At 66.2% G+C, this 23,579-nt stretch carries 19 protein-coding genes and 2 pseudogenes; 7 read left to right on the top strand and 14 right to left on the bottom strand.

Translation table 11 applies throughout. The features are described from left to right. Positions 1-38: 38 nt before the first annotated feature. From ABRP34_RS03800 to ABRP34_RS03815, 4 genes and pseudogenes are all read right to left on the bottom strand, one after another. On the bottom strand, positions 39-542 hold the full coding sequence (locus tag ABRP34_RS03800) for a hypothetical protein (RefSeq protein WP_353712326.1): 504 nt from the start codon (positions 540-542) through the stop codon (positions 39-41). Positions 543-754: 212 nt separating this feature from the next. Next, a complete protein-coding gene (locus ABRP34_RS03805; RefSeq protein WP_353712327.1) occupies positions 755-1,186 on the bottom strand; it encodes a hypothetical protein in 432 nt (143 codons plus the stop codon). Positions 1,187-1,373: 187 nt separating this feature from the next. Beyond that, entirely contained in the window at positions 1,374-1,859 is a 486-nt protein-coding gene (locus tag ABRP34_RS03810) for a recombinase family protein (RefSeq protein WP_353713301.1), read from the bottom strand. An 11-nt stretch (positions 1,860-1,870) separates the two neighbouring features. Further along, positions 1,871-1,936 (bottom strand): annotated as a pseudogene (locus ABRP34_RS03815) (hypothetical protein); the annotation flags it as partial. A gap of 339 nt (positions 1,937-2,275) precedes the next feature. Here ABRP34_RS03815 and ABRP34_RS03820 point away from each other — a divergent pair. After that, positions 2,276-2,500 carry a hypothetical protein gene (locus tag ABRP34_RS03820; RefSeq protein ID WP_353712328.1) on the top strand — a complete coding sequence of 75 codons (225 nt, stop codon included), beginning with the start codon at positions 2,276-2,278 and terminating at the stop codon, positions 2,498-2,500. Then, complete coding sequence (locus ABRP34_RS03825) at positions 2,497-2,973, top strand: hypothetical protein (protein WP_353712329.1); 477 nt, start codon at positions 2,497-2,499, stop codon at positions 2,971-2,973. Before ABRP34_RS03820 ends, ABRP34_RS03825 begins: the two co-directional genes overlap by 4 nt. 797 nt (positions 2,974-3,770) lie before the next feature. Here the strand turns inward: ABRP34_RS03825 and ABRP34_RS03830 are convergent. The 9 genes from ABRP34_RS03830 to ABRP34_RS03870 all read right to left on the bottom strand — a co-directional run bounded on the left by ABRP34_RS03830 (position 3,771) and on the right by ABRP34_RS03870 (position 16,609). Next, entirely contained in the window at positions 3,771-4,691 is a 921-nt protein-coding gene (locus ABRP34_RS03830; protein ID WP_353712330.1) for a ComEC/Rec2 family competence protein, read from the bottom strand. Between the two features lie 127 nt (positions 4,692-4,818). Further along, the gene (locus tag ABRP34_RS03835; RefSeq protein WP_353712331.1) at positions 4,819-5,649 is read right to left on the bottom strand and encodes a helix-hairpin-helix domain-containing protein; all 831 of its coding nucleotides are present in this window, start codon (positions 5,647-5,649) and stop codon (positions 4,819-4,821) included. Between the two features lie 372 nt (positions 5,650-6,021). After that, a complete protein-coding gene (locus ABRP34_RS03840; RefSeq protein ID WP_003800813.1) occupies positions 6,022-6,207 on the bottom strand; it encodes a hypothetical protein in 186 nt (61 codons plus the stop codon). A 164-nt stretch (positions 6,208-6,371) separates the two neighbouring features. Next, positions 6,372-8,258, bottom strand: a complete 1,887-nt coding sequence (locus ABRP34_RS03845) for a DUF222 domain-containing protein (RefSeq protein ID WP_353712332.1) — start codon at positions 8,256-8,258, stop codon at positions 6,372-6,374. Positions 8,259-8,512: 254 nt separating this feature from the next. Then, positions 8,513-9,556, bottom strand: coding sequence for a DegV family protein (locus ABRP34_RS03850; protein WP_353712333.1), 1,044 nt, complete (start codon positions 9,554-9,556; stop codon positions 8,513-8,515). Positions 9,557-9,629: 73 nt separating this feature from the next. Further along, the gene (leuS, locus tag ABRP34_RS03855) at positions 9,630-12,155 is read right to left on the bottom strand and encodes a leucine--tRNA ligase (protein WP_353713302.1); all 2,526 of its coding nucleotides are present in this window, start codon (positions 12,153-12,155) and stop codon (positions 9,630-9,632) included. A gap of 300 nt (positions 12,156-12,455) precedes the next feature. Then, positions 12,456-13,970 carry a glycerol kinase GlpK gene (glpK, locus tag ABRP34_RS03860; protein WP_353712334.1) on the bottom strand — a complete coding sequence of 505 codons (1,515 nt, stop codon included), beginning with the start codon at positions 13,968-13,970 and terminating at the stop codon, positions 12,456-12,458. Between the two features lie 76 nt (positions 13,971-14,046). Further along, positions 14,047-14,793, bottom strand: coding sequence for an MIP/aquaporin family protein (locus ABRP34_RS03865; protein WP_003800799.1), 747 nt, complete (start codon positions 14,791-14,793; stop codon positions 14,047-14,049). A gap of 58 nt (positions 14,794-14,851) precedes the next feature. After that, on the bottom strand, positions 14,852-16,609 hold the full coding sequence (locus ABRP34_RS03870) for a glycerol-3-phosphate dehydrogenase/oxidase (protein WP_353712335.1): 1,758 nt from the start codon (positions 16,607-16,609) through the stop codon (positions 14,852-14,854). A gap of 138 nt (positions 16,610-16,747) precedes the next feature. On the opposite strand from ABRP34_RS03870, the gene ABRP34_RS03875 reads away from it, so the two are divergent. Next, the gene (locus tag ABRP34_RS03875; protein WP_003800795.1) at positions 16,748-17,710 is read left to right on the top strand and encodes a sugar-binding domain-containing protein; all 963 of its coding nucleotides are present in this window, start codon (positions 16,748-16,750) and stop codon (positions 17,708-17,710) included. 97 nt (positions 17,711-17,807) lie between these two features. On the opposite strand, the pseudogene katG reads toward ABRP34_RS03875, so the two are convergent. After that, positions 17,808-20,101, bottom strand: a pseudogene (gene katG / locus ABRP34_RS03880) (catalase/peroxidase HPI). Positions 20,102-20,246: 145 nt separating this feature from the next. On the opposite strand from katG, the gene ABRP34_RS03885 reads away from it, so the two are divergent. The 4 genes from ABRP34_RS03885 (at position 20,247) to ABRP34_RS03900 (ending at position 23,573) form a co-directional block, all read left to right on the top strand. Further along, the gene (locus ABRP34_RS03885; protein ID WP_353712336.1) at positions 20,247-20,609 is read left to right on the top strand and encodes a VOC family protein; all 363 of its coding nucleotides are present in this window, start codon (positions 20,247-20,249) and stop codon (positions 20,607-20,609) included. A gap of 77 nt (positions 20,610-20,686) precedes the next feature. After that, positions 20,687-21,556 carry an aldo/keto reductase gene (locus ABRP34_RS03890; RefSeq protein ID WP_353712337.1) on the top strand — a complete coding sequence of 290 codons (870 nt, stop codon included), beginning with the start codon at positions 20,687-20,689 and terminating at the stop codon, positions 21,554-21,556. Positions 21,557-21,570: 14 nt separating this feature from the next. Next, entirely contained in the window at positions 21,571-22,500 is a 930-nt protein-coding gene (locus ABRP34_RS03895) for an alpha/beta hydrolase (RefSeq protein WP_353712338.1), read from the top strand. Further along, positions 22,497-23,573 (top strand): glycosyltransferase family 1 protein, encoded by a 1,077-nt coding sequence (locus tag ABRP34_RS03900; protein ID WP_353712339.1) that lies wholly within the window; start codon positions 22,497-22,499, stop codon positions 23,571-23,573. The genes ABRP34_RS03895 and ABRP34_RS03900 overlap by 4 nt, the downstream gene beginning before the upstream one ends. Positions 23,574-23,579: the final 6 nt, after the last annotated feature.

Here is a 23,579-nt window from a genome sequence, read left to right on the forward strand (position 1 = left end):
CGCCGCGCGGCGGGGTGGGCTTCTCTATGCTGCTGGGACTAAAGGGCAGCCCCGGGATCGCTGTGCTGACCGAGCAGGAACCCGCGGGCCTGGCCACTGGCCATCAGGTCTCCGAGGTTTGCCAGGAGCACTGCCCGCTGGGTGGCTCGGCGGTCCTCGGCGAGGTCATACTCGCGTAGGGCGTGCATGTCGATGACCCAGCCGTCCTCGCGTGTGACGGCCGCTTTCAACTCGGACCCTTCAAGGACTGTCATCCCGGTGAAGTCATGGTCGAACTCCGCGGTGACGTCGAGCCGCTGATTGGCATAGTCGACGTAGAGGGTGTCGCCGCGCAACAGCCGTCCATGTCGGTCGAATGCCGAGAGGAAGACGCGGTCGGCCCGCGAGGTGTTCTCCACGTGAACGGCGACGACGGACTCGTCTGCGAGGAAGTCGGTACGGCTCAGGCGTGCGTGAGTCCTGGCCCGGCCCTCGTGATGGCTCAGGAGCCTGAGCGCCTCGAAGTAGCCGCGGAATTCGTTGTCGTGTGTCTCAGTGCTCATGTTCTGCTCCGTCCATGTCGAGGCGTGTCGAGGTGGGAGGGTTCGCCTCGACGTCGAACCCTCCCGGCCCACACCCGGGCGGGCTCTGCCCGCCGGGATGAGCACAGCGCTCAGCCAAGCGCTGAGCCCCAGCGGGTCCACGGGCCTCCAAGCAACGGAGCACCCCGTGGCGATACGACCACGGGGTGCTCGGTTGAAGCGGTTTGAGCGATCTACCCTGCGCAGCCGGTCTCGAACGCCTTGAGGAGTGCGCGGCCCGCGTCCGAGTCGTCGCGCACGTATACATCGCCGCCGACGGTGATGGAGCTGTCGCTGATCGTGACGGCTTCGGTGCCGGTGCGTTCGTTGCGCCTATCGCCCCCAGCAACCGTCCAGACCACCTGGCTCTCGCCGGTGTTCAGCTCGCCGGTGCTGGTGACCTCCGGTTCCTCGTAAACACCGTTGCAGCTGTACTCGTGATGGGCGACCGTGCCGCCGTCCACGACGAGCTGGCCGAGGTCCGATGTGCCGTTGACTTCTTCGATGTAGTAAGTGCCATCGAGGCCAGAGCCTCCGGAGCAGGCGGTAAGGCCGAGTGCCAGTCCGATCCCGGCGACGGCGAGAACGTAGCTTTTCTTAATCTTGGTCGTGCTTGTGGTGTGCATGGTGTGCTCTCCTTCAGTTCGTGTGTGCGATCGCCTCCTTCGTTCGTAAGGTGCGGTGGCGCGCGTGCCGCCCTGAACATCTGGTCCAGCGCCTGGCGGGGCACCGTCGCAGTCCACAGACTGGACGTGCCCCTCATCTCACCCACCCGGCCCCGCCCAGCTGGACTGAAGCGCCCGAACACGACCGTCACTGGTCGGCTCCTATGCTCAGGTACCTGTAGAGCGTCGCGGGACTGGTCTCACAGAGCCGCGCGATCTCGGCCATCGTGAACCGGTGCTCGTCGTAGAGTGCCTGCGCCTTACGGATTTGCTTGTCGGTGATCGAGCGTCTGCGCCCACCCACTCGACCCTGGGCGCGGGCGGCCGCGAGACCGGATCGGGTACGTTCGATGAGGAGCTCCCGCTCCATCTGCGCCACCGCTGCGATGACGGTGAAGATCAGCTTGCCGGAGGGCGTCGTAGTATCGAGGTCGAGATTAAGGATCCTCAGCCCGACGCCCCGCTCCCGCAGCGTCTCGTCGAGCTTCGCGAGTTCGCCGGTGTGCCGACCGAGGCGCGAGAGCTCGGTGACGACGAGCCGATCGCCCCGACGAAGCGTCCGGAGGCAGAGATCGAACTCGGGACGCTTGGATTCCTTGCTGCTGACGCCTTTTCGGTAAAGATCCGTTGGCAGCCGGCGTCCTCGAGCTCCTTGAGCTGTCGGTCGAGGATCTGGTCGCTGCGCGAGACGCGCGCATAGCCGATGTCCATGTCTCTCCACGATCTTTCGGTGGAGAGCTCCGATGTTCGGCGTCTGAGAGCTCAGGGCTCAGAAAGTGTCAGTGTTGAACAAGCCCGGGGTCGACGCCTCGTCGACCTTGCCTCTCATTTTATCGAGCGTTTGCGACAAACCACTTCTGAGAGACCGATAATGTCGGCGTGTCCTGCGTTACGACAGGAGTACAGACCCGCCGCCGGAACTGAGTCACAGACGCTCGTTTGTGGACAGTACGTCTTGGCTCATCGACGCCCAGCAGCGCGCTGGTCCACCTCACGCAACTACGGATGCCCGCGCAGTTACTGTCGGAGGTCCGGCGTAGGGTTCTCACTATGACGAGCAACGACGACGATTCGGACTTTGGCAGGATGCAGGAGGCGATCCTTCAGAAAGAGGAGGGCATGAAGAGCTGGTGTCCGTCCAGTGGCGAAAACGTCGGCTCGATGATCGAGTTCCCGGGCACAGATGAGTGGTACATCGTGTGCCCCATCTGCGGGACCCGATGGGCCGGAGGGAGCACCATGCTCAACGACCACAACAAACCGGCTTCCCGATGAGTTCTCCCTCATCGGCAGGGCGGTCTCGACCGCGTTCAGCGACTTTCGAAGGCCACGAGCATGCTGGCTGGGAGCCCGCAACGCCCCTGACGGACGAGGATAAACGAAAGGTCGAACGCATCGAACTAGGACGCACCAAAGTCGACTTCAAGCTCAAGGAGCGGTTCGACGACCTCCAGAAAGAACTCGAGGGCGATCTAGTTCCGGTTTGCGCTTGCGGCTGGCGCGGGCTGCCGGAGGACTGGAAGCCTCCCCACTCTCGAAGCCGCAGTGGCGGCCAACAGCAAAACTCGCACGAGCTCAACGTCCGCATGGACCTGTCCGCCCAGCGGTTTGCCGCGGGCAGGGCAGCAGCTGCGCTCATTCACGCTGCAGAAGCATGGACCGGCGAGGAAGACGTCGCACAGTGGCTGCGAGCCCGGGCCGAGCACATCCTGACTGTAGGTCTGTATGACGGCGAAGTCTGGCCGTGACCCAACCAATCAGATGCACTGAAGCGGGAAGGACCGGCAGGAAAGATCAGAAACGTGCACGCACCAGCGCCTAGCCGTGCCCCGCACTTAGAATTGACCCCATGGAGAGCAAACGTCGAGAGGTTCACGCTGCTTCCAAGGCTGCTGCCCAAGCCATCGCGGTCCGACCGATCCCGCAGGAGGCGATCCGCTCCGGAGCCGCTGCCGCGGCCGCCATCGCAATCCGTCGCGACCAGGAGCGTAGAACAGCACTCGATGGTGACAAAGCCCGGCATTGATGCGGTCCGAGCCGAAAAGGCCGCCGGAGAAGGCCCTAGCCTTGGACGTCCGAACCGTCGGGCTCGAATGGTCCCCGGGGGTCACACCGACGATGCTAGGTCGTTCGAATTGTCCCGATCAAGGTCGAGGTGCTTGTCGTCAGAGGCCCCAGGCGAATGACTCAAGGACGTTCGTTTGCCGGAGACGCTCCCGCGCGGCCGGCTGCACCGGCTATGCTGAGACGCATCATGATCAGCCCGTTGCCGTCAGGCGCGGGCTGATTTTCTCTTGGCCGGAGATGGGCTGGCACGGTCGTCGAGTCGAACTGCCCGGTCGCGGGCGGGCGGCAGATGGATGCTGGCCACCAAGGTCATCCCGGCTAGGGATAATGGGCTGATGAGCAACAGTTGCGCCGGGTTGTACTGCCGGCTCTACAAGTTGCCGCTTGCGGCCCTGTCTAACGCGGCGACCCATAGCGCCCGGTTTGGGTGCTCCCTCGGTGATCCAAACACAGTCTTCAGCAACCGAGACACCACTCGTCACCCACCCCCTAAGTTGGCTTTCACTCCCGAGACGGCTGTCAGGTGAGTCAGGCCCACCGTTTTCATGGCTGTCTCGAGCTCCTCGCTCAGGCCGCCGGTGTCGCCCGTGACCATGCCCGGGAGGAGGCCCCCGACGTCGGGGGCCAGCCAGGCGGCGTCCGCGGCGAAACGCTTGCCCAAGGCGGCAGGCGCCTGCTGCCAGTCCTGCGCTGGTGCGAGCCGGGCGGGCGGTGAGGACGCAGTCAACATCGCTGCCTCCACGCGGCCCGGGTCCGGAGGCCGGAGCTTTCCGGTGACCCGGAGCAACTGGCCGGTGCCGGCATGCTGCCATTCCTGCCCGCCAATGATGACCACCGGCAGTTGGGCGTGCGTGACGTGGCCTCCGGACGTCAACGACCGGGCCACCGCCCCGACTGCCCAGCGTTCGTCACGGCCCGAGGGGCCAGGTGTCTTGAGGGCTCGCGGAGACCCGGTGATCTCGGCTTCCACCACAACTGACGCCCGCCCGGCGATCAGTCCTGCCACCTGGTCGTCATGGCGCTGGGCCGAGGACACGGCAGAATGAGCTGTCGACGCCGCGGCCAGCATGAGTGCTGCCGTCAGGGTGGTCAGGAAACTGCGCCGCCAGTGCCTTCCGGCGCTCTTCCTGCGCAGGACCATCGCCAGCAGCACTCCGGCACACGCAGCGAGACTGCCCCAGATAAACAGTAGGCCGATTGGTGTCAGCCATGGTCCGGCGACCGCGGCGGCCCACACGAGCAGTGCAGCCGGGGCAAGGCGAAGATCGGTTCGACGCCGGTTGTATTCAGATGGGGCCGCGTCCTGCTCGTCCGGCAGCAGACGACGGCGGATGTCCGCACGGATTTTCTGGCCGAGAGCAGTCGCGGGACCGGCACGGGACAAAGACTGAGACGGCACTGATTCCGTTGGGGCAGAATCGCCGGCGCCGGACTCATGTGACGTGGAGTCGGCCCTAGGGAAGTCCACTGCCGCCTGGACATAGCGGTGCCACGGGCTGGGCGCGCGTCCGGTCCTGCCCTCCATGTCAGACCGTCACCAGCGGAAGCAAGGCTTCCAGCATTTTGGGCCCGACTCCGTCGACGGCGTCCAGTTCCTCGGGCGACTTGAAGGGGCCTTGTTGCGTGCGCCAGTCGACGATTCGCTGGGCCAGCACAGGGCCAACCCTCGGCAACTCGCCGAGTTCCTCCACGGTGGCGGTGTTGAGGTTGATCTTCCCGCCGGCACCAGTCCCTGCATGCCCACCGGTTCCATCGGCTGTGGCATCGTCCGCTCCTGATGCGCCGACCGCCCCAGACTTGTCAGCTGGCGCGGCACCGGTAGTGTCGGCCGGTGCCGCCTCACCGCGGCGCGGTACGTAGATCTTCTGGCCGTCCTCCAGCGGGGAAGCCAGGTTGAGCCGGTCGAGGTCGGCCTCCGGGCGGGCGCCCCCCGCGGCGGCGATGGCCTCGTGTACCCGGCTTCCCCGCGCGAGCCGAACCACTCCCGTTTTCTTCACCGCCCCGGCGACGTGCACCACGACGTTCCCGGCTACCCCGTCACCGTTCGCCCCGGCACTGTTCGCCCCGCCGGCGTCTGTCCCGCCGGCGCCTATTGCGTCAGTGTCGTTGCCGTCACTGCCCGGCCCGCTGCCTTCCGTGCCTCCGCCGTCCGGGTTGCCCTCCTTGTCCGCTGCGCTGGTGGCCGGTGACCCGGCCGCATCGTGGGTCGCTGAGCCGAGCGGAAGGACTACGGGTCCGTTGGCAGCCACCTGCCACCAGAGCAGGACCCCGGCGATCAGCGACAGCACGCCCACCAATGCTGCGGCGCCAATGCCCAGACGCCATCGGAACCGCGGTTCGGGCACTTCCTCGGACACCGCAGACCCGGCGGAACCGGGCTGGCGGCCATAGGTAAAGCCACCTCCCGATCCCGCGTCGAGCAGTCCAGTGGCACCACCGCCGGGCTGCTGGTTGGGCTCTTCATCTCCGACAGGACCGGTACTGCCCGTAAGGCCGGGGGTGGTGGGAAGTCCGAGTGAGGCGGCCAGTCGACTGGCTGTCCGCCCATCTGTTGTCCTCCCCTGCATGGAGCGACGTCCACCACCGGAATACCCCAGGCCTGGCCGCCCTTCCCCAGCGCGCGGCTGAGCGCTGGCTGATGCTCCAGCGGTCCGGCGTGACATATCCACCACGCTAGGAAACGGTTAGCCTTCCCGACAGTCCCGTCATGCCCTATGTGGAAAGCGCCGCTATCGCTGATAGGTGATGTAGGCCTCGTACTGCACTCGCCACTTCTCCGGCTCTTTGGGATCCGGGATGGTGGTGGTGAGGAACTGGACGGTGGTGACCTGGCCCTTCAGGTACTTCAGCCATTTTGTGACTTCGTCGGCCACATCCCGGTCCAACTGGGCGACGTGGTGGACTTGCATGGACATGGGAGCCTCCTTGCTCGGTGGGGAGACTGTACTACCGGCGGGCGGGCACTGCTAGGGCACGAGAAGTGGGCAGCGGTTTTGGCGCCCGACCGGCAAGGGCAGGCCCAGCACGGAGACGGCAAGTGGCAGGGGGTTGCGGCGGCGCGATAGGGGCAGGCGTATTCCTAGGCCGCTATGGATGACCAGTAGGGCCATGGATCAACCGGCAGGGGTGGTTCAGGAACGCCGAAAGCCATTGGGGTCCCAACCCCGTCAAGGTCCTCGGGGGTTTCCACGGATTCGCGGCCTTGATACCAGGACAGTCCAGACCGGTCATTGAACCCGTCGAACCCATCGGGTCCGTCTGACCACCCTGGAGGCTCGGGCCAGCCCTGAACGAGCGACGGTTCCCGCCAATCTTGGACGTGCGGCGGTTCCTGCAAGTTTGGCGGCTCCAGCCAGTTTTGCCAGCCCGGCGGTTCCAGCGACTCCCGGAGAGGCGGTTCCTGCCAGCCAGGCGGCAGTTCCCGCGAATCTTGGCCGGGCGGTGGTTCTGGCCAGGTGGGTGGTTCCCAGTCCTGGTACTCGGCGGGGTAAGACCGCCCCATGGGCGAGATCCAGCCTGGTGGATTGTCGCGGGTGGCGCCGACGGGTCTCCATTGTGTGCTGTGTTTCAGTCTGTGGTGCTTGGGGCAGGGCTGGCCGAGGTTGGCGACGCCGGTGCCGCCACCGTCGGCCCAGGCGAGGATGTGGTCGGCGTCGTTGTCCAGGGAGTGGTTGTTGCAGTTGGGGAAGGTGCACTTGGCATCGCGGAGCCGCAGCCATTGGCGCATCGGCTTCGTCAGCCGGTAGCTGGCGCGGCCGATCTCCAACGGTGCCCCGTCCCGCGGATCAACCAGCACCCGGTGGAATGATGTTGCGCCGTCGGCGACCAGCCGGCGGGCCATCGACGGCGGGATCGGACCGTGCCCGTCGAGAGTGGCCGGCTCCTCGGACAGGCCAAGCAGCGAAAACACAGGAACCGTGACCAGAACCTGCGCCGCCGGCGAGGGAACATCACCAACGGGCAGTCCCGCGGCCGGCGTTCCACGGGCTGGCACGTCACCAGCCCGCGCAGAGTCTGTGGGCGGAGCATCCGAGGGCAGGGACCCCGCAGAGCCTGCGGGCAGGAGATGTGCGGGAAAGAATTCTGTGGGCGGGTCATCAGTCGCGCCGCCCACTCCCGGTGCCGGGCCGAGCAACCAACCGGCGAACGCGTCGACGCGGAGCTGGGTCAGAGTGCGGGTTTCGCTCGGGCACTGCAGAGCCCGGGCAGCGGCGGTGATGCGGTACCAGATCCCGGCCGCCTGATCCGCGGGCAGATACGCCGACAGCCACGCCATCCCGTCCCGGTCCGGGGCATACTCCAGCCGCCGGTCCTTCACACACTTGTGGTGGCGTTTTTCAATGCTGACCTCATGATGCCGTTCCCGCCAGTACCTGGCCTTCGCCCGGAACCTTGCCGTCGTCAGCTCCCCCGCCGGACAACCCCGGGCCGGGTTAGGTGCGTCCGGGTCCAGGAAATGCGCCTCAAACGCCGCCGCCGCTTCCGGCGACAGACCCTCGGTCTCGTCACACATGATCCGCCCGTGCTGCCAGGAGATAGTTCCTGAGCCCAGCGCGCCCAGCGCCAACGGCAGATCACTGGTGAGTTTCGCGGATTCCACCAGCAACCGCTCCGCCGACCCTTCACTCACCGTCAGCGCGCACGCGACCTCGGCGGTCACCGACATCCGCCGCACGGTGCGATCCTGCGCGGACGCCTCAGGCGGAGTCATGGCCTCCTCCGCCGCGGCGAAGCCGGCGGCGAGGTGCACCTTCACCGCCGCCAGCCGGGCCTCCATCGCAGCCACACCGGCCAGACCCTCCAGGCACGCACCCGCCAGATCCCCCAAAGGATCCGCCTCACCCGGATCCGACCCACCGGGCAGCGCAGCCGGACCCGGACCAGCCACCCGACGCAGCCCAGCAGCCAGCCAAAGAGCAGAGGCACCGACGGCCTCCAACGTCCCCGCAACCACTGCGCTATCCATACCCACAGCATGACAGGGGGCTGTGACAATAAAGGGTGGATCAGGCCCGACAAACGGACCGGACCGAAAATGTTTTTTAAGACCGCTCCAGAACGAAAACCCGGTACCAGCACAGGGCGTTCCCAGCGCCCACAACGCCCTGGGCTGCGACCTAGTTGTACGCCCTTGAGGCCGGTTCCGTCGGCCCGGACCACCGATCCCAGGTCCTAGTTGTTCAAGGTCCTAGTTGTTCAAAGCCCCAGGTGACCAAAGTACTAGGTGCCGGCCTCATTACCGCCGGCGTCAGCAGCCTTGGAGGGGGCGGCGAGGCAACCCGCAACGGACGAACTGCTCTCCCCCACGATCACCGCCAGGACTCCAAGCCCGGCGTGGGCGGCCAGTACCGCGGGTAGCGAGCTGATCTGGGCCGGCGGAACGGCCGGGAGCTTCGCCGCGAGCCGGGCGGCAAGCGTCTCTGCCTCGGGCCGGTTGCCGAAGTGGTGGATCGCGAGCCGGGCCTCGCCCAGAGGCCGTCCCGCGGCCTCTGCCACCACGATCTCCTCAAGCCGGGCAATGGCTTTCGCTGCGGAGCGGACCTTTTCCAGCGGAACGATCTTGCCGTCGTCGACCGCGAGAATCGGCTTGATGGCGAGCATGGCTCCGACCAGCGAGGCTGCTGCGCCGATGCGTCCGCCGCGCCGCAACTGCTCCAGGCTGGGCACGTAAAAATACACTCTGGACCGTGCGGCGCGTTCCTCAGCGAGCCGGCGCACTTCGCTGGCATCGCGGCCGTCCGCCGCAGCCACCACGGCGCTCTGGACGGCGAGTCCCTGCGCCATTCCCACGGTGCGGGTGTCCAGCACCTCCACGGGGATCTTGACCCGCCCGGCAGCGAGGCGGGCGGCATCAGCGGTGCCGGACAGGCCGCCGGAAATATGAATGGACACAACCGACTCAAAGCCCTGCCGTTCGGCGGCCAGGTAGGCCTGCTCAAACTGGCCCGGCGACGGCCGGGAGGTCTTGACGGGCGTCGCGGCGGCCAGGGCCACCGCGATGGTACCGGCGATGTCGTCCTCGCCCTCGCCGTAAATCTCCTCACCCACCATGACGGGCATGGGAATGACGGCCAGTCGGCCGTTGATGGAGAAGGCCCGCACCCAGTCGGCGGGCAGTGCGGCGGCCGAATCCGTCACCACAGCGGTGCGGACGACGACGGCGGGCTCACCCGTAGGCGGGACCTGGCCCGGCCTGGTGGCCTGGCGGAGACGGACCAGGTGCTCCTTTAACCACAGCCAGGCTGCCGGTTCGCGGTCAATCACGGCACACCCCCTGCAGTTGTTTCCGGCCGCCGGCAGTGCCGGCGGCCGGAACCCGGCCAGTCAGTCCGTCCCGTTAGGCCGGGACGATGTTCACCAGTTTAGGTGCACGCACGATCACGGTCCGGATACCGCGGCCGTCGAGGGCACGCTGGACGTTCTCGGAGGCCAGCGCAAGCTCGCGCAAGTCGTCCTCGGAGATGCCCGGTGAGACCTCAAGCCGGTCCCTGACCTTGCCCTGGACCTGGACCACCGCGGTTATAGTCTCCTGCACCAGCAGCGCCTCGTCGTGCGAAGGCCAGCCTGCATTGGCCACCGACGCCGGGTGCCCCAGGACGTTCCACAGGTCTTCCGCCGTGTAGGGCGCGAAGAGGCTCAGGATGACGGCGACAGCCTCGGTAGCCTCGCGCACCGCCGGGTCGGCACCGCCGGTGCCCGAGTCGATGGTCTTGCGGGTGGCATTGACCAGTTCCATCAGCTTGGCCACCACGACGTTGAACTTGTTGTTGTCCAGCAGCTCCGCAGCGTCCGCGATGGTCCTGTGCGTGACCGAGCGCAGCGCGCGGTCACCGGTGCTGAAGTCAACACCGGGGGCGCTGGACACGTCCTGCCCAAGGCGCCACGCACGGGCCAGGAACTTCGCCGAGCCCGACGGCGAAACGTCCGCCCAGTCGACGTCGTCCTCGGGCGGGGAAGCAAAGATCATGGTGAGCCGGACGGCGTCGACGCCGTACTTGTCCAGCTGCTCGCCCAGATCAACACCGTTGCCCAAAGACTTGCTCATCGCCTTGCCGCCATTGAGCACCTGGCCCTGGTTGAGCAGGGCGCTGAAGGGCTCGTCCGCTGCCAGGAGGCCCATGTCATGAACGACCTTGGTAAAGAAACGGGCGTAGAGCAGGTGCAGGATGGCGTGCTCGACGCCGCCGACATACTGCCCGACCGGCATCCAGTCGTTGATCTTCGCCGGATCGAACGGACCGTCGGTGTAGTCCGGGGAGACGAAGCGCAGGAAATACCAGGACGAGTCCACGAACGTGTCCATGGTGTCCGTGTCCCTCTGGGCTGCACGTCCGCAGTTGGGGCATTCGACATTGACCCATTCGGCGGCAGCGGCCAACGGGGAGGTTCCCCGCGGGGACAGTGCCTCGCCACGCAGGTCCTCGGGAAGCGTAACCGGCAGTTGCTCGTCGGGCACCGGCACTTCGCCGCACTCGGCGCAGTGGATGATGGGGATCGGGGTGCCCCAGAACCGCTGGCGGCTCAGGAGCCAGTCGCGGAGCCGGAAGTTCACAAACTTCTCGCCTGTGCCCTGACCTTCGAGAATCCGGATGGCTTCAGGAATCGCGTCGCTCTTAGGCAGGCCGTCCAGCGTGCCCGAGTTGATGAGCGTGCCCTCGCCCGCCGTTGCCTTGCCGGAGACGGCGGGATCCTCCTCGCCGGTGTCCAGCACCGCGCGTACCGGCAGGCCGAACTCCTTGGCGAAGTCGAGGTCGCGCTGGTCGTGCGCGGGGACAGCCATAATGGCACCCGTGCCGTAGTCGGCCAGGACGTAGTCCGCTGCCCACACGGGCAGCTTCTCACCGTTCAGGGGATTGATGGCGTAGCGGCCGGTGAAAACACCTGTCTTTTCGCGTTCGGTGGACTGGCGTTCGATGTCCGAAAGGGCCTTGACCTTTTCACGGTAGGCCATGAGTGCGTCGTGGTGCTCGGGGGTGACCAGGTCCAGTGCCAGGTGCGCGTCCGCGGCCACCACAAAGAAGGTGGCCCCGTACAGGGTGTCCGGACGCGTGGTGAAGACCGTGACTTCGCGCTCGGCACGTCCGTCCGACGCCTCGATCACGAACCGGACATGCGCGCCTTCCGAGCGGCCAATCCAGTTTCGCTGCATCGCCAGTACTCGCTCGGGCCAGTGCCCCTGCAGCTCGGACATGTCGTCCAGCAACCGGTCCGCATAGTCAGTGATCTTGAAATACCACTGGTTCAGCGATTTCTTGGTCACCGCAGTGCCGCAACGCTCACAGGCGCCGTTGACTACCTGCTCGTTGGCCAGCACCGTCAGGTCCTTGGGACACCAGTTGACCGGCGAGTCCTTGCGGTAAGCCAGGCCGCGCTCGTAGAAGCGTTTGAACAGCCACTGGGTCCAGCGGTAGTACTCGGGGTCTGACGTGTGCAGCCGGCGGGACCAGTCGGCAGAGATGGCGTAGCGCTTGAAGGAGGCCGCCTGGGTGTCAATGTTCGCGTAGGTCCACTCACTCGGGTGGGCGTTGCGCTTGATGGCCGCGTTTTCCGCGGGGAGCCCGAAAGAGTCCCAGCCGATCGGGTGCAGCACGTCGTATCCCTGCTGGCGCAGGTACCGCGCCACCACGTCGCCCATCGCAAACGCTTCGGCGTGGCCCATGTGAAGGTCGCCGGACGGGTAGGGGAACATGTCCAGGACGTAGCGGCGCTCCCGGGATCCGTCGTCGGCGGGAGTGAAAACCTTCAGGTCTTCCCACACCTGCGGCCACCGGGCCTCCATCGCCGCGAAGCTGTACGCGCCCTCTTCGGGCGTCTCCGCTCCACCTGCTGCTGTTCCGGTTTCGGTCTCCGGCTGAACGCTCACTGCTGCCCTCTTCTGTTCTGTCATGACCCTCTGTCCTGTCACAACGGTCTGATCCCCGCCGCCTGCCGGGAAGGTCTCCCCGGACACACAAAAGCCCCTCGACATGGAGGGGCGGCCGCTCGATAATCCGTATTTGTTCGGGATACCAAGCGGCTAGCTAAGCAGAAGGATCGCACGCATACAGCAACCTTACCGCCTGTCCACCAATACATGGAAACAAACGACGACGGGGAACTGGACACGTAGAAGAGGGGCCGGTGACTCCGGCGGGAGTCACCGGCCCCTTGTCGGGGCAGAAGGCTACCTCACATCCTCGTCGACCCAGTCCATGGACTTGGTGACGGCCTTCTTCCAGAGCCGCAGCTGCCGTTCCCGCTCCTCGGTGTCCATGTTCGGCTCCCAGCGCTTGTCCTCCGACCAGTTGGCGGACAGCTCGCCGAGGTCCTTCCAGAAGCCGACGGCGAGGCCGGCCGCGTACGCCGCACCCAGGGCAGTGGTTTCCACCACCTTCGGGCGGATGACCGGCACGCCGAGGATGTCTGCCTGGAACTGCATGAGGGCATCGTTGGCGACCATCCCGCCGTCGACCTTCAGTTCCGTGAGCGGAACGCCCGAGTCAGCGTTGACGGCGTCCAACACCTCGCGGGTCTGGAAAGCCGTGGCCTCAAGCGCGGCCCTGGCGATGTGGCTCTTGTTAACGAACCTGGTCAGGCCGACGATGGCGCCCCGGGCGTCCGAGCGCCAGTAGGGCGCGAAGAGTCCGGAGAACGCGGGGACGATGTACACGCCGCCGTTGTCCTTGACCGAGGCGGCGAGGGACTCCACTTCGGGGGCGCTGCTGATCATGTTCAGGTTGTCCCGCAGCCACTGGATGAGCGAACCGGTGACGGCGATCGAGCCTTCCAGCGCGTAGTGCGGTGCCGCGTCGCCTAGCTTGTAGCCGACGGTGGTCAGCAGCCCGTTCTTGGAGTGCACGATCTCCTCGCCGGTGTTGAAGATCAGGAAGCATCCGGTGCCGTAGGTGTTTTTCGCCTCGCCGGTCTCAAACGCAGCCTGGCCGAACGTGGCGGCCTGCTGGTCACCGAGGATGCCGGCCACCGGGACCTCCCGCAGCAGCTGCGAGGTGTGGACCGTGCCGTAGACCTCTGAGGAGGACTTGATGGCGGGCATCATGGACGCCGGAACTCCGAAGATACCCAGGATTTCCTCATCCCACTGCAGCGTGTCGAGGTCCATGAACATGGTCCTGGACGCGTTGGTCACGTCGGTGACGTGCACGCCGCCATCAACGCCACCGGTGAGGTTCCACAGCACCCAGCTGTCGGTGTTGCCGAAGACCAGGTCCCCGGCCTCGGCCTTCTCCCGCGCACCGTCGACGTTGTCCAGGATCCACTTGATCTTGGTTCCGGAGAAGTAGGTGGCCAGCGGCAGCCCCACCTTCTGCTTGAACCGGTCCGCTCCCCCGTCCTTCGCCAGTTCGTCCACGATGGGCTGGGTCCGGGTGTCCTGCCACACGATCGCGTTGTAGATCGCTTTGCCGGTGGTCTTGTCCCAGACCACCGCCGTTTCACGCTGGTTGGTGATGCCGACGGCGGCAATGTCGTGCCGGGTCAGGTTCGCCTTTGAGAGGGCGGAGCCGATGACTTCGCGGGTGTTGTCCCAGATTTCCGCGGGATCGTGCTCCACCCAGCCGGCCTGCGGGAAGATCTGTTCGTGTTCCATCTGGCCGGAGGACACGATGCTGCCGCTCTGGTCGAAGACGATGGCGCGGGTGCTGGTGGTGCCCTGGTCGACGGCGATTACGTATTGGCTCATGATGACGTCCTTGTCGTTGTGCTTGCGTTTGAAGAGATGTGGCTATGGATATGGTTTCGGAAACGGGTGCCGCGCGTCAGGTGGCGGCCGTGAACACGATGGGCAGATACCCCACGAGGCCAGCCAGCGCGCCGCCAACGAGCGGCCCGACCACCGGGATCCAGGAGTAGCTCCAGTCGCTGGATCCCTTGCCCTTGATGGGCAGGATCGCGTGTGCGATGCGCGGCCCGAGGTCACGGGCGGGGTTGATGGCGTAGCCCGTGGGTCCGCCCAGCGAGACGCCGATGCCGACGACGAGAAGCGCCACCGCCAACGGACCAAGCCCCGACGGTGTCCCGCCAAAGGTGAGGATGACGAAGACGAGCACGAAGGTGCCGATGATTTCCGTGATCAGGTTCCAGGGCGTGGACCGGATGGCCGGGCCCGTGGAGAAGACGCCGAGTTTGTTCGCGGGCTCGGGTTCGGCGTCGAAGTGCTGCTTGTGCGCCAGCCAGGTCAGTACGGCACCCAGGAAGGCGCCGGTCAGTTCACCGCCGAAATACGTGAGCGTGGAGGCAAAGTCCACCGGAACACCCGCCGCGTACTCCGGTTTGCCGTTCAATAGAAGGCCCAGCGTGACGGCAGGGTTCAGGTGCGAGCCCGACCTGGCGGCGACGTAGACACCGGCGAAGACGGCGATGCCCCATCCCCAGGTGACCATCAGGAAGCCTCCGTTGTTGCCCTTCGTGCCTTTGAGCGCAACGTTGGCCACCACACCGCAACCCAGCAGGGTCAGCATCGCGGTTCCGAAGACTTCGGAAAGAAAAACCAATCCAAGAGACATCTTTGACTCCTCTATTTTCTGTTGTCAGTCCTTCGCGTGTTTGAAGGACGGTTTCCCGCTAGGCGACGAGGCTGTGGACTTCGACGCCGTGGTACCGCTTCAGCACCTCCTGCGCGTGGTTGATTTCAGCGGCAACCCCTGCCGCATCCCAGCCGAGCGGCTCGGCCAAGGCTTCAGCAACTTCGTTCAGCAGCTCCCCGGTGACCAGGCCGCGGAAGGCGAGCGAGGTGCGCCGGATCAGCACGTCCACGAGGTGGCCGATCTGTTCGTGGGCCGCCATGAACTGCAGTTCCCTGACGCTCAGCTCCCGGGTGGAGCGGAGCAGTCGGTCGGGGCCGGCGTCGAGATACCTGATGACTTCCTCGGCACGGGTGCCGTACCTGGTGAGGAGTCCGGCGGTCCGGTCGGCGTCGCGGGCTGCGGTCATGTGGGCCTTGATCCACTTCTGGATTCCGGCCTCGCTGTCCGGGAACCGGGCGCCGCCGCCGATGGCGAGTTTCGCCGTCGAAGTTTTCCGTTCCGCCCCCAGTTCGGCGAGGACGTCGTCGGCAAGGTGTTCGGCCAGGGCGCGGAAGGTGGTCCACTTTCCGCCCACCAGGCTGAGCACGGCGGCGCCGCCTCCCTGTGCCCGGCGTTCGATGCGGTAGTCCCGCGATACGAAGCCCGGCTGGGTGGCGTCGTGCCGGGGCAGCGGACGCACGCCCGAGAACGTGTAGACGATTTGTCCGCGGTTCACGGCGATGTCCGGGAAGACGTGGCCGATCAGGTCGATGAAATAGTCGATCTCGCCGTCCGTGCAGACGGCGTCTTCGGACATGTCGGCGTCGACGTCGGTGGTTCCCACGAGCACACGGTCGCCCATGGGGTAGATCAGAACGATCCTGCCGTCCGTGTGTTCGAAGAATATCTCGCGTCCCTTGCAGGCAGCGAGCAGGCCCGGGTGGTCAAGGACGATATGTGAGCCCTTCGTCCCACCCATGAACGTGGTGGGCGCGCCCATGGCCTGGTTGGTGAGGTCCACCCAGGCGCCGGTGGTGTTGACGATGACGTCCGCGGTGAAGGTGAATTCCTTGGCGGTCAGTTCGTCGCGGAGCGTCGCGGTGCTGGAACCGTCTGCGTTGGGCCTGACGGACGCCAGGGACAGGTAGTTGCTGGCCCGGCCGCCCGCCTTCTCGCCGTCCTGCAGGACGTCCAGGGTGAGTCGTTCGGGGTTGTGCACGGACGCATCGAAGTAGGTGGCCGTGTATTTGACGCCAGGGTGCAGCATCGGAAGTTCGGCCAGAGCCTTCTGCCGCGTGCGGAACTGGTGGCGCGGGACGCTGCCGCCGTCGCGGGAGAAGGAGTCGTAGAGACTGAGTCCCAGCTTGATGAGGAACGCGCCGCGCTCCTTGGGCTTGCCCTGCTGCTTGTGGGTCAGGAACCGCAGGGGCGCAGCCAGGACACCGGAGAATGTGCTGAAAATCGGAATGGTGGTCTGCAGCGGCTTCACGTAGTGGGGCGCGATCCGAAGGAGCCTGTTGCGCTCAAGCACAGATTCCCGGACGAGACGGAATTCGCCGTTTTCCAGGTAGCGGATGCCGCCGTGAATCATGTGCGAGGAGGCACCGCTGGCGCCCTGGCAGTAGTCCCCGCGCTCCACCAGCGCCACGTCGACGCCCTGCAGGGCGAGATCACGGAATGTTCCGACGCCGTTGATGCCGCCACCGATGATCAGAACCCTGGCCTTGGGCCGCCGGCGCAGCCGGGAGACGGACTCGCGCTCCGCGCCGCGGGCGGTAGCGCTGTTGGTATGGCCGGATGAATCCTTGAGTCCCAAATCTGCTCCTTTGGGTTTGGTACGGAAGGGTTGTTTCAGGCGGCGCACCGAAAGGTGCGGGGCCGTTCACCACTATTGTTTGAATTATTGGAAAATAACGTCAAGCACTATGCACAAACGTGCAGAACGGATAGATGCATGCCCCGTCCCCGACATTCCGAAGCGCTGCGCGCGGCCCAGCTGTATTACATGCAGGACCTCACCATGGACGCCATCGCCCGGGAATTGCGGACCTCCCGCTCCACGGTTTCCCGGCTGCTTTCAACGGCCCGGGAAACGGGTCTGGTCCAGATCCAGATCCGCAGCCCGCTGGACACAGGCCCGGAGCTGGAGCGGCTGATCCGGGCCCAGTACAAGGTGGATGTGCACGTGGTGCCCGTCCTGGACACCCTGAATGAGGCAGAAACGCTGGACCGTGTGGCAATGCAGGCCGCACGTACCATCGGCCCGGTTGTGGACTCCAACGCCATCATCGGCGTGGCCTGGGGCTCCACCCTGAGCGCGGTAAGCCGGCACCTGACGCGCAAGATCACCCACGACAGCGTGGTGGTGCAGCTGAACGGTGCGGGCAACATGCAGACCACCGGCATCACCTACGCCAGCGACATCATGCGGCGCTTCGGCAGCGCCTACGGGGCGCGGGTTGAACAGTTTCCCGTGCCGGCCTTCTTCGACCACGCCGCCACGAAGACCGCGATGTGGAATGAGCGGAGCGTGCAGCGCATCCTCGATCTGCAGTCCCGAATGAGCATCGCGATCTTCGGCGTGGGTTCAGTGGATGCCGACTACCCCAGCCACGTGTACGCCGGCGGCTACCTCGATGAGGACGACCTGGCCACCCTGGCGAAGTCCGACGTCGTTGGGGATGTGGCCACGGTCTTCTTCCGCGGCGATGGTTCCTCGGACGGCATCACCCTGAATGAACGCTCCACCGGACCGTCGCTGGACCAGCTCCGCCAGGTGCGCCGCCGGATCTGCGTGGTGTCCGGCGCGTCCAAGATCAACGGGCTCCGCGGGGCGCTGGTGGCCGGACTGGCCACTGATCTGATCCTCGACGAGGCCTCGGCCCGGCGCCTGGTTAGCTTCGAGGAGGCCGCCTGAACTGCGGGCGGGATAGGTGAGGCAGCCGGCGTCGTCCGGACGCCGCCAGCCGGCTGCCCCGCGCCGGCCGCATCTGTGGCCGGCGCGGACGTCCGGGTCAGGACAGGTCGAAGCGGTCAAGCTCCATGACTTTCGCCCAGGCTGCCACGAAGTCGTTGACGAACTTCTCCCTGGCGTCATCGCTCGCGTAGACCTCGGCCAGAGCCCGGAGCTGCGAGTTGGAGCCGAAGACCAGATCGACCGGCGTGGCGGTCCACTTCAGCTCGCCGCTGGCGACGTCGCTGATCTCGTAGACGTTCTCCCCTCCCTCTGATGCCTTCCAGCGGGTGCCCGGGGAAAGCAGATTGACGAAGAAGTCGTTGGTCAGGACCTGGGGCCTGTCGGTGAGGACGCCGTGCGCGGAACCGCCGACGTTGGTGCCCAAGACACGCATGCCGCCGATGAGGGCTGTCAGCTCCGGCGCGGAGAGGTCCAGCAAGTACGCCTTATCAAGCAGGAGGGTCTCGGGCTGGAGCTTCTCGCCGGGACGCACGTAGTTGCGGAACCCGTCCGCCCGCGGCTGCAGGTACTGGAAGGACTCGACGTCGGTCTGGTCCTGGGAGGCGTCGGCACGGCCGGGCCGGAACGGCACCGTGACGTCGAAGCCGGCGTCCCTCGCCGCCTTCTCCACCGCCGCGCAGCCGCCGAGGACAATCAGGTCTGCCAGCGAGACCTTCGTGCCCCCGTTCTCGGCGGAGTTGAACTGCTGCTGCACCCGCTCGATGGCCTGCAGCGCCGTGGCCAGCTGTCCGGGTTCGTTGACTTCCCAGCCGCGCTGCGGCTCCAGCCGGATCCGTGCCCCGTTGGCGCCGCCGCGCTTGTCGGTCTTGCGGAAGGTGGACGCCGCGGCCCACGCCGTGCCGGCAAGCTGGGAGACGGAGAGGCCCGAGTCCAGGAGCTGGGCCTTGAGCGAGGAGATCGCCTGCTCGTCAATCAGTTCGTGGTCAACGTCCGGGATGGGGTCCTGCCAGAGCTGCGGCGCGGGGACCCATGATCCGAGCAGGTGGGGGCCGACGGGGCCCATGTCGCGGTGCAGGAGCTTGTACCAGGCCTTGGCGAACGCGAGGGCGAAGTCGTCCGGGTTTTCCAGGAAGCGCCGCGAGATCTTCTCGTAGGTGGGGTCGATGCGCAGCGAGAGGTCAGTGGTGAGCATGGTGGGCCGGTGCTTCTTCGCCGGGTCGTGGGCGTCCGGGATGATCTCCGGGCCGTCCTTGGCCACCCACTGGTGGGCACCGGCGGGGCTTTTGACGAGCTCCCATTCGTGCCCGAAGAGGATCTCGAAGAAGCGGTTGCTCCACTGGGTCGGACGGTCCGTCCAGGTGACCTCAAGGCCGGATGTGATCGTGTCGGCCCCCTTGCCGGTCCCGTAGGTGCTCAGCCAGCCCAGGCCCTGCGACTCGAGGTCGCCTGCCTCCGGCTCCGGACCGACATGCGCGTCGGCGTCGCCGGCGCCGTGGGTCTTGCCGAAGGTGTGGCCGCCGGCGATCAGCGCGACGGTTTCCTCGTCATTCATGGCCATGCGCTTGAAGGTCTCACGGATGAACGCCGCAGCCTTGGCAGGATCCGGATTGCCCATCGGGCCTTCCGGGTTGACGTAGATCAGGCCCATCTCGGTAGCACCCACGCCCTCCGCCATCTCGCCTTCGCCGACGTAGCGTTCGTCGCCGAGCCAGGTGTCCTCGGGACCCAGAAGATCTCCTCGGGCTCCCATACATCCTCACGGCCGAAGGCGAAACCGAATGTCTTGAAGCCCATCGACTCAAGGGCGACGTTGCCTGCAAGGACGAGTAGGTCGGCCCAGGAGAGCTTTTGACCGTACTTCTGCTTCACCGGCCACAGCAGCCGCCTGGCCTTGTCGAGGTTGGCGTTGTCCGGCCAGCTGTTGAGCGGCGCGAACCGTTGGCTGCCGTCCCCCGCACCGCCGCGGCCGTCGTGGACCCGGTAGGTGCCCGCAGCGTGCCAGCTCATCCGGATCATCAGGCCGCCGTAGTGGCCGAAGTCCGCGGGCCACCAGTCCTGGGAGGTGGTCAGGACGCCGATGATGTCCTGCTTGAGCGCCTCGACGTCGAGCTTCTGGAACTCCTCGCGGTAGCTGAACGTGGGGCCAAGCGGATTGCCCGCGGGGTGATGAGCGTGAAGTACGGAGAGGTCGAGCTGGTTCGGCCACCAGTCCGCGACGGTCCGTGGCCGGTGCCCCTTGGGCTGAGGCGCGTCGATGGCCGGGTTCTCGCTCTCGCTGCCGTGCGCGGTCACGCTGTCAGGGTCGGCCGGGCCCCCTCCCGCGGCCTTGACGTCCGGATCCTGGGAGCTTTCCTGAGTAGGGACCGGGGGCTGGTCCTGGCGATCGCTCATGTTGTTCCTTCCATATGGCCGAGGCCGTGGTCGGACTCGGGCAGCCGGTCTAACCCTCCTATTTGACCACGGGCGGAGGCCGCCGGGAGAGCCCCTCGTCGTCGGGGATCTCGGCAAATCGCTGCCGTCATGCGAGGATGACCGCATGAAAATCAGCAGACAGATTGTCGTGTTCGACGCCGCCGACCTCCCTGCCGAGAGCGCCTTCTGGGCCGGGCTGCTCGGCGGCACCGTGGACGCGGAGGACGACTGGCACACGGTCAGCGTCGACGGGAACCCGCGCCTCGGCTTTCAGCTTGCGCCCAACCACGTGCCGCCGGAATGGCCTGACGGGAACCCGCAGCAGATCCACCTTGACCTCTATGTTGAGGACGTCGCGTCCGCCCACGAGGAGGCCCTGTCGCTCGGTGCACGCCTGCTGAAGCCGGCGGACGACATCACCTCCGCCGAGGGCTTCCAGGTCTACGCGGACCCGGCCGGCCACCCCTTCTGTCTCTGCTGGGGCTGAGTCCCGGCCACACCAGCGGCTGACACTGCGCCTGCCGGTCACGTGCGCGGCGGCGCGGTATCGGTAGAGTCGTATCCATGACTACCTCACCCCGGCTCAGCCTGAACAACGGCGTGCTGATCGACCAGTTGGGTTTCGGGCTTTACAAAGTTCCGCCGAAAGACACCGCCAACCTGGTATTGACCGCCTTGGACGCCGGATACCGGCATTTTGATACGGCGGCCATGTACGGGAACGAATCCGGGGTGGCGCGCGGCCTGGTAGACCTGTTCGCCACGGAAGCCGCCGCCGGCGGTTCAGGCGAGGCCGCCCACAGTACTTCCCGCGAGGATCTGTTCATCACCACCAAGGTCTGGAACGACGACCACGGCTACGACGCGACGCTGCGGGCCTTCGACACGTCCATGATCAACCTCGGCCTGGAATATGTGGACATGTACCTGATCCACTGGCCGTGCGCGAAGCGGGGCCTGTTCCAGGAGACATACCGCGCCCTGGAGACGCTGTACCGCGAGGGCAAGGTGCGGGCCATCGGCGTGTCCAACTTCCAGCCGCAGCACCTGGACCAGCTGCTGGAAACAGCCGAAGTGGTGCCAGCCGTCAACCAGATCGAACTGCATCCGTGGCTGCAGCAGGCCGAGCTCCGGGAAAAGCACCGCGAGCTGGGAATCCTCACCGAAGCGTGGAGCCCCCTGGGCCGCGGCCAGGTGCTGGAAGATCCCGTCATCGGCGCCCTCGCGGCGGAGCACAAGGTGAGCGCCGCGCAGGTCATCCTGCGCTGGCAGCTGCAGCTGGGCCACGTCACCATCCCGAAGGCAAGCTCAGCCGCCAGGATCCGCGAGAACCTCGACGTCTTCGGCTTCGAGCTCTCCGCCCTGGACATGGCTGACATCGAAGCACTGGACCGCGGTCACCGCACAGGCTCCCACCCCGACAACGTCAACTAGGACTCCCCCAGCAGATGAGAACAGCCGACTCCGAGCCCGCTACAGCACCGTCCTTCGTCAGCAGCGGACTCGCCGCCCGCACCCGTGCATCCACAACGCAGCTGGCCGGCAGCAACGTTGCCTATTGGGTCTACGAACCGGAAAGGACCACGGCTGAAACCCGGACCGTCCTGGTCATCCACGGCTTCCGCGGGGACCACCACGGGCTGCTGCGGGTGGCCGACCAGCTGCCGGAGATGCGCCTGATCATGCCGGACCTTCCAGGTTTTGGCAGCTCCGGCCCGTTCACCGACGCCGCCCATACCGTGGAACGCTACGGACGGTTCATCAGCGACTTCATGAATGCCCTCGGACTCGGGCCGGACACCGTCCTGCTGGGGCACTCGTTCGGTTCCATCGTGGCCGCGCACTTTGTCGCCGACCATCCGGACGCCGTCCGCCCGCTCATCCTGGTCAACCCCATCGCAGCGCCCGCACTCGAAGGCCCCAAGGGCCTCATGACCCGGCTGGCTGTGCTGTACTACCGCCTCTCCGCGCGGCTCCCCCGCCCCCTTGGCCTGGCCCTGCTCCGCAGCCCGCTCATCGTGCGGGTGATGAGCATGGCCATGGCGAAGACGAAGGACAAGGACCTGCTGCGGTTCATCCACGGGCAGCACCACGCGTACTTCAGTGCGTTCGCGAACCGGGAAAGCCTGCTGGAATCCTTCACCGCGTCCGTCAGCAGCAACGTGGCCGAGGTCGCGCCGCGGCTCACCCTGCCTGTGCTGCTGGTCGCCGGCGAAAAGGACGAAATCGCCCTGCTGCGGGATCAGCACCGGCTTGCCGGGCTGCTTCCCGACGCGACGCTCGATGTCATCCCCGGCGTCGGCCACCTGATCCACTACGAAACGCCCGAACCTGCCGCAGGATTCATCCGCCGCTTCCTTAAGGACCACCCCGCGTGAAGATAGTCATCGACGCCCGTTTCACCCGGACGGACCACCACGACGGGATCAGCCGCTACGGCTCCAGCCTCATCGCCGCCGTCTCAAAGATCGCCGATGTGTCCATGCTCATCAGCGACCTCCGGCAACTGGCCTTGCTTCCCGACGTTCCGTACAGGCTCATCAGCAGCCCGCTCTCCCCCGCCGAGCTCTTCGTGGCCCGGAAAGTCAACCAGCTCGGGGCGGACGTGGTGGTGTGCCCCATGCAGACCATGGGTACATGGGGACGCAAGTACGGCCTGGTACTGACCCTGCACGACCTCATCTACTACGAACACCCGGCACCCCCCGGCTTCCTGCCGGCCCCGGTACGGATACTCTGGCGCCTCTATCACAAGGCGTTCTGGCCCCAGCGGCTCCTGCTCAACCGTGCCGACGTCGTCGCCACCATCAGCCGGACCACCGAAGCCCTGATGGCCAAGTACCGCCTGACCAGCCGCCCGGTCCGCATCATCAGCAACGCCCCACAGCCGGCCCAGCAGCCCCGCGACCCGGCAACTGCGCCGGAGAAAACACTGCTCTACATGGGCTCGTTCATGCCCTACAAGAACGTCGAAACCATGCTCGCCGGAATGGCCGAACTGCCTGACTACACACTTCACCTGCTCAGCCGCATCACCCCGCAACGCCGCACCGAACTTGAAGCACACATCCCCTCCGGCGCGAACGTCGTGTTCCATAACGCCGTCACCGACGACGAATACACCGAACTGCTCAAGTGCACCACCGCTCTGGTCACCCTGTCCAAGGCAGAAGGCTACGGCCTGCCCCTGGTGGAGGCCATGGCACTGGGCACCCCGGTCATCGCCAGCGACATCCCCATCTTCCGCGAGGTGGGTGCGGATGCCGCCACCTATGTTGATCCGGAGTCGGCGCCGGAGTTCGCCGCCGCCGTGCGCAACCTCGCCGACGGGCAGCACTGGCAGGACGTCTCCCGGCGGTCGGTGGCGCGGGCGCGGCAGTTCAGCTGGGACGAATCCGCCCGCCAGCTGGTGGACGTCGCCGCAGAGGTAATGGCGCTCCGCCGCAGGTAGCCGGCT

This window comes from Arthrobacter sp. K5 (assembly GCF_040448525.1).
Classification (GTDB): domain Bacteria; phylum Actinomycetota; class Actinomycetes; order Actinomycetales; family Micrococcaceae; genus Arthrobacter; species Arthrobacter globiformis.

Bases quoted from the DNA above. Each gene is read 5' to 3' on its own strand.
- ABRP34_RS03800 (WP_353712326.1), bottom strand. From the start codon at position 542: ATGAGCACTGAGACACACGACAACGAATTCCGCGGCTACTTCGAGGCG.
- ABRP34_RS03805 (WP_353712327.1), bottom strand. From the start codon at position 1,186: ATGCACACCACAAGCACGACCAAGATTAAGAAAAGCTACGTTCTCGCC.
- ABRP34_RS03820 (WP_353712328.1), top strand. From the start codon at position 2,276: ATGACGAGCAACGACGACGATTCGGACTTTGGCAGGATGCAGGAGGCG.
- ABRP34_RS03825 (WP_353712329.1), top strand. From the start codon at position 2,497: ATGAGTTCTCCCTCATCGGCAGGGCGGTCTCGACCGCGTTCAGCGACT.
- ABRP34_RS03840 (WP_003800813.1), bottom strand. From the start codon at position 6,207: ATGTCCATGCAAGTCCACCACGTCGCCCAGTTGGACCGGGATGTGGCC.
- ABRP34_RS03845 (WP_353712332.1), bottom strand. From the start codon at position 8,258: ATGGATAGCGCAGTGGTTGCGGGGACGTTGGAGGCCGTCGGTGCCTCT.
- glpK (WP_353712334.1), bottom strand. From the start codon at position 13,970: ATGAGCCAATACGTAATCGCCGTCGACCAGGGCACCACCAGCACCCGC.
- ABRP34_RS03865 (WP_003800799.1), bottom strand. From the start codon at position 14,793: ATGTCTCTTGGATTGGTTTTTCTTTCCGAAGTCTTCGGAACCGCGATG.
- ABRP34_RS03875 (WP_003800795.1), top strand. From the start codon at position 16,748: ATGCCCCGTCCCCGACATTCCGAAGCGCTGCGCGCGGCCCAGCTGTAT.
- ABRP34_RS03885 (WP_353712336.1), top strand. From the start codon at position 20,247: ATGAAAATCAGCAGACAGATTGTCGTGTTCGACGCCGCCGACCTCCCT.
- ABRP34_RS03890 (WP_353712337.1), top strand. From the start codon at position 20,687: ATGACTACCTCACCCCGGCTCAGCCTGAACAACGGCGTGCTGATCGAC.
- ABRP34_RS03895 (WP_353712338.1), top strand. From the start codon at position 21,571: ATGAGAACAGCCGACTCCGAGCCCGCTACAGCACCGTCCTTCGTCAGC.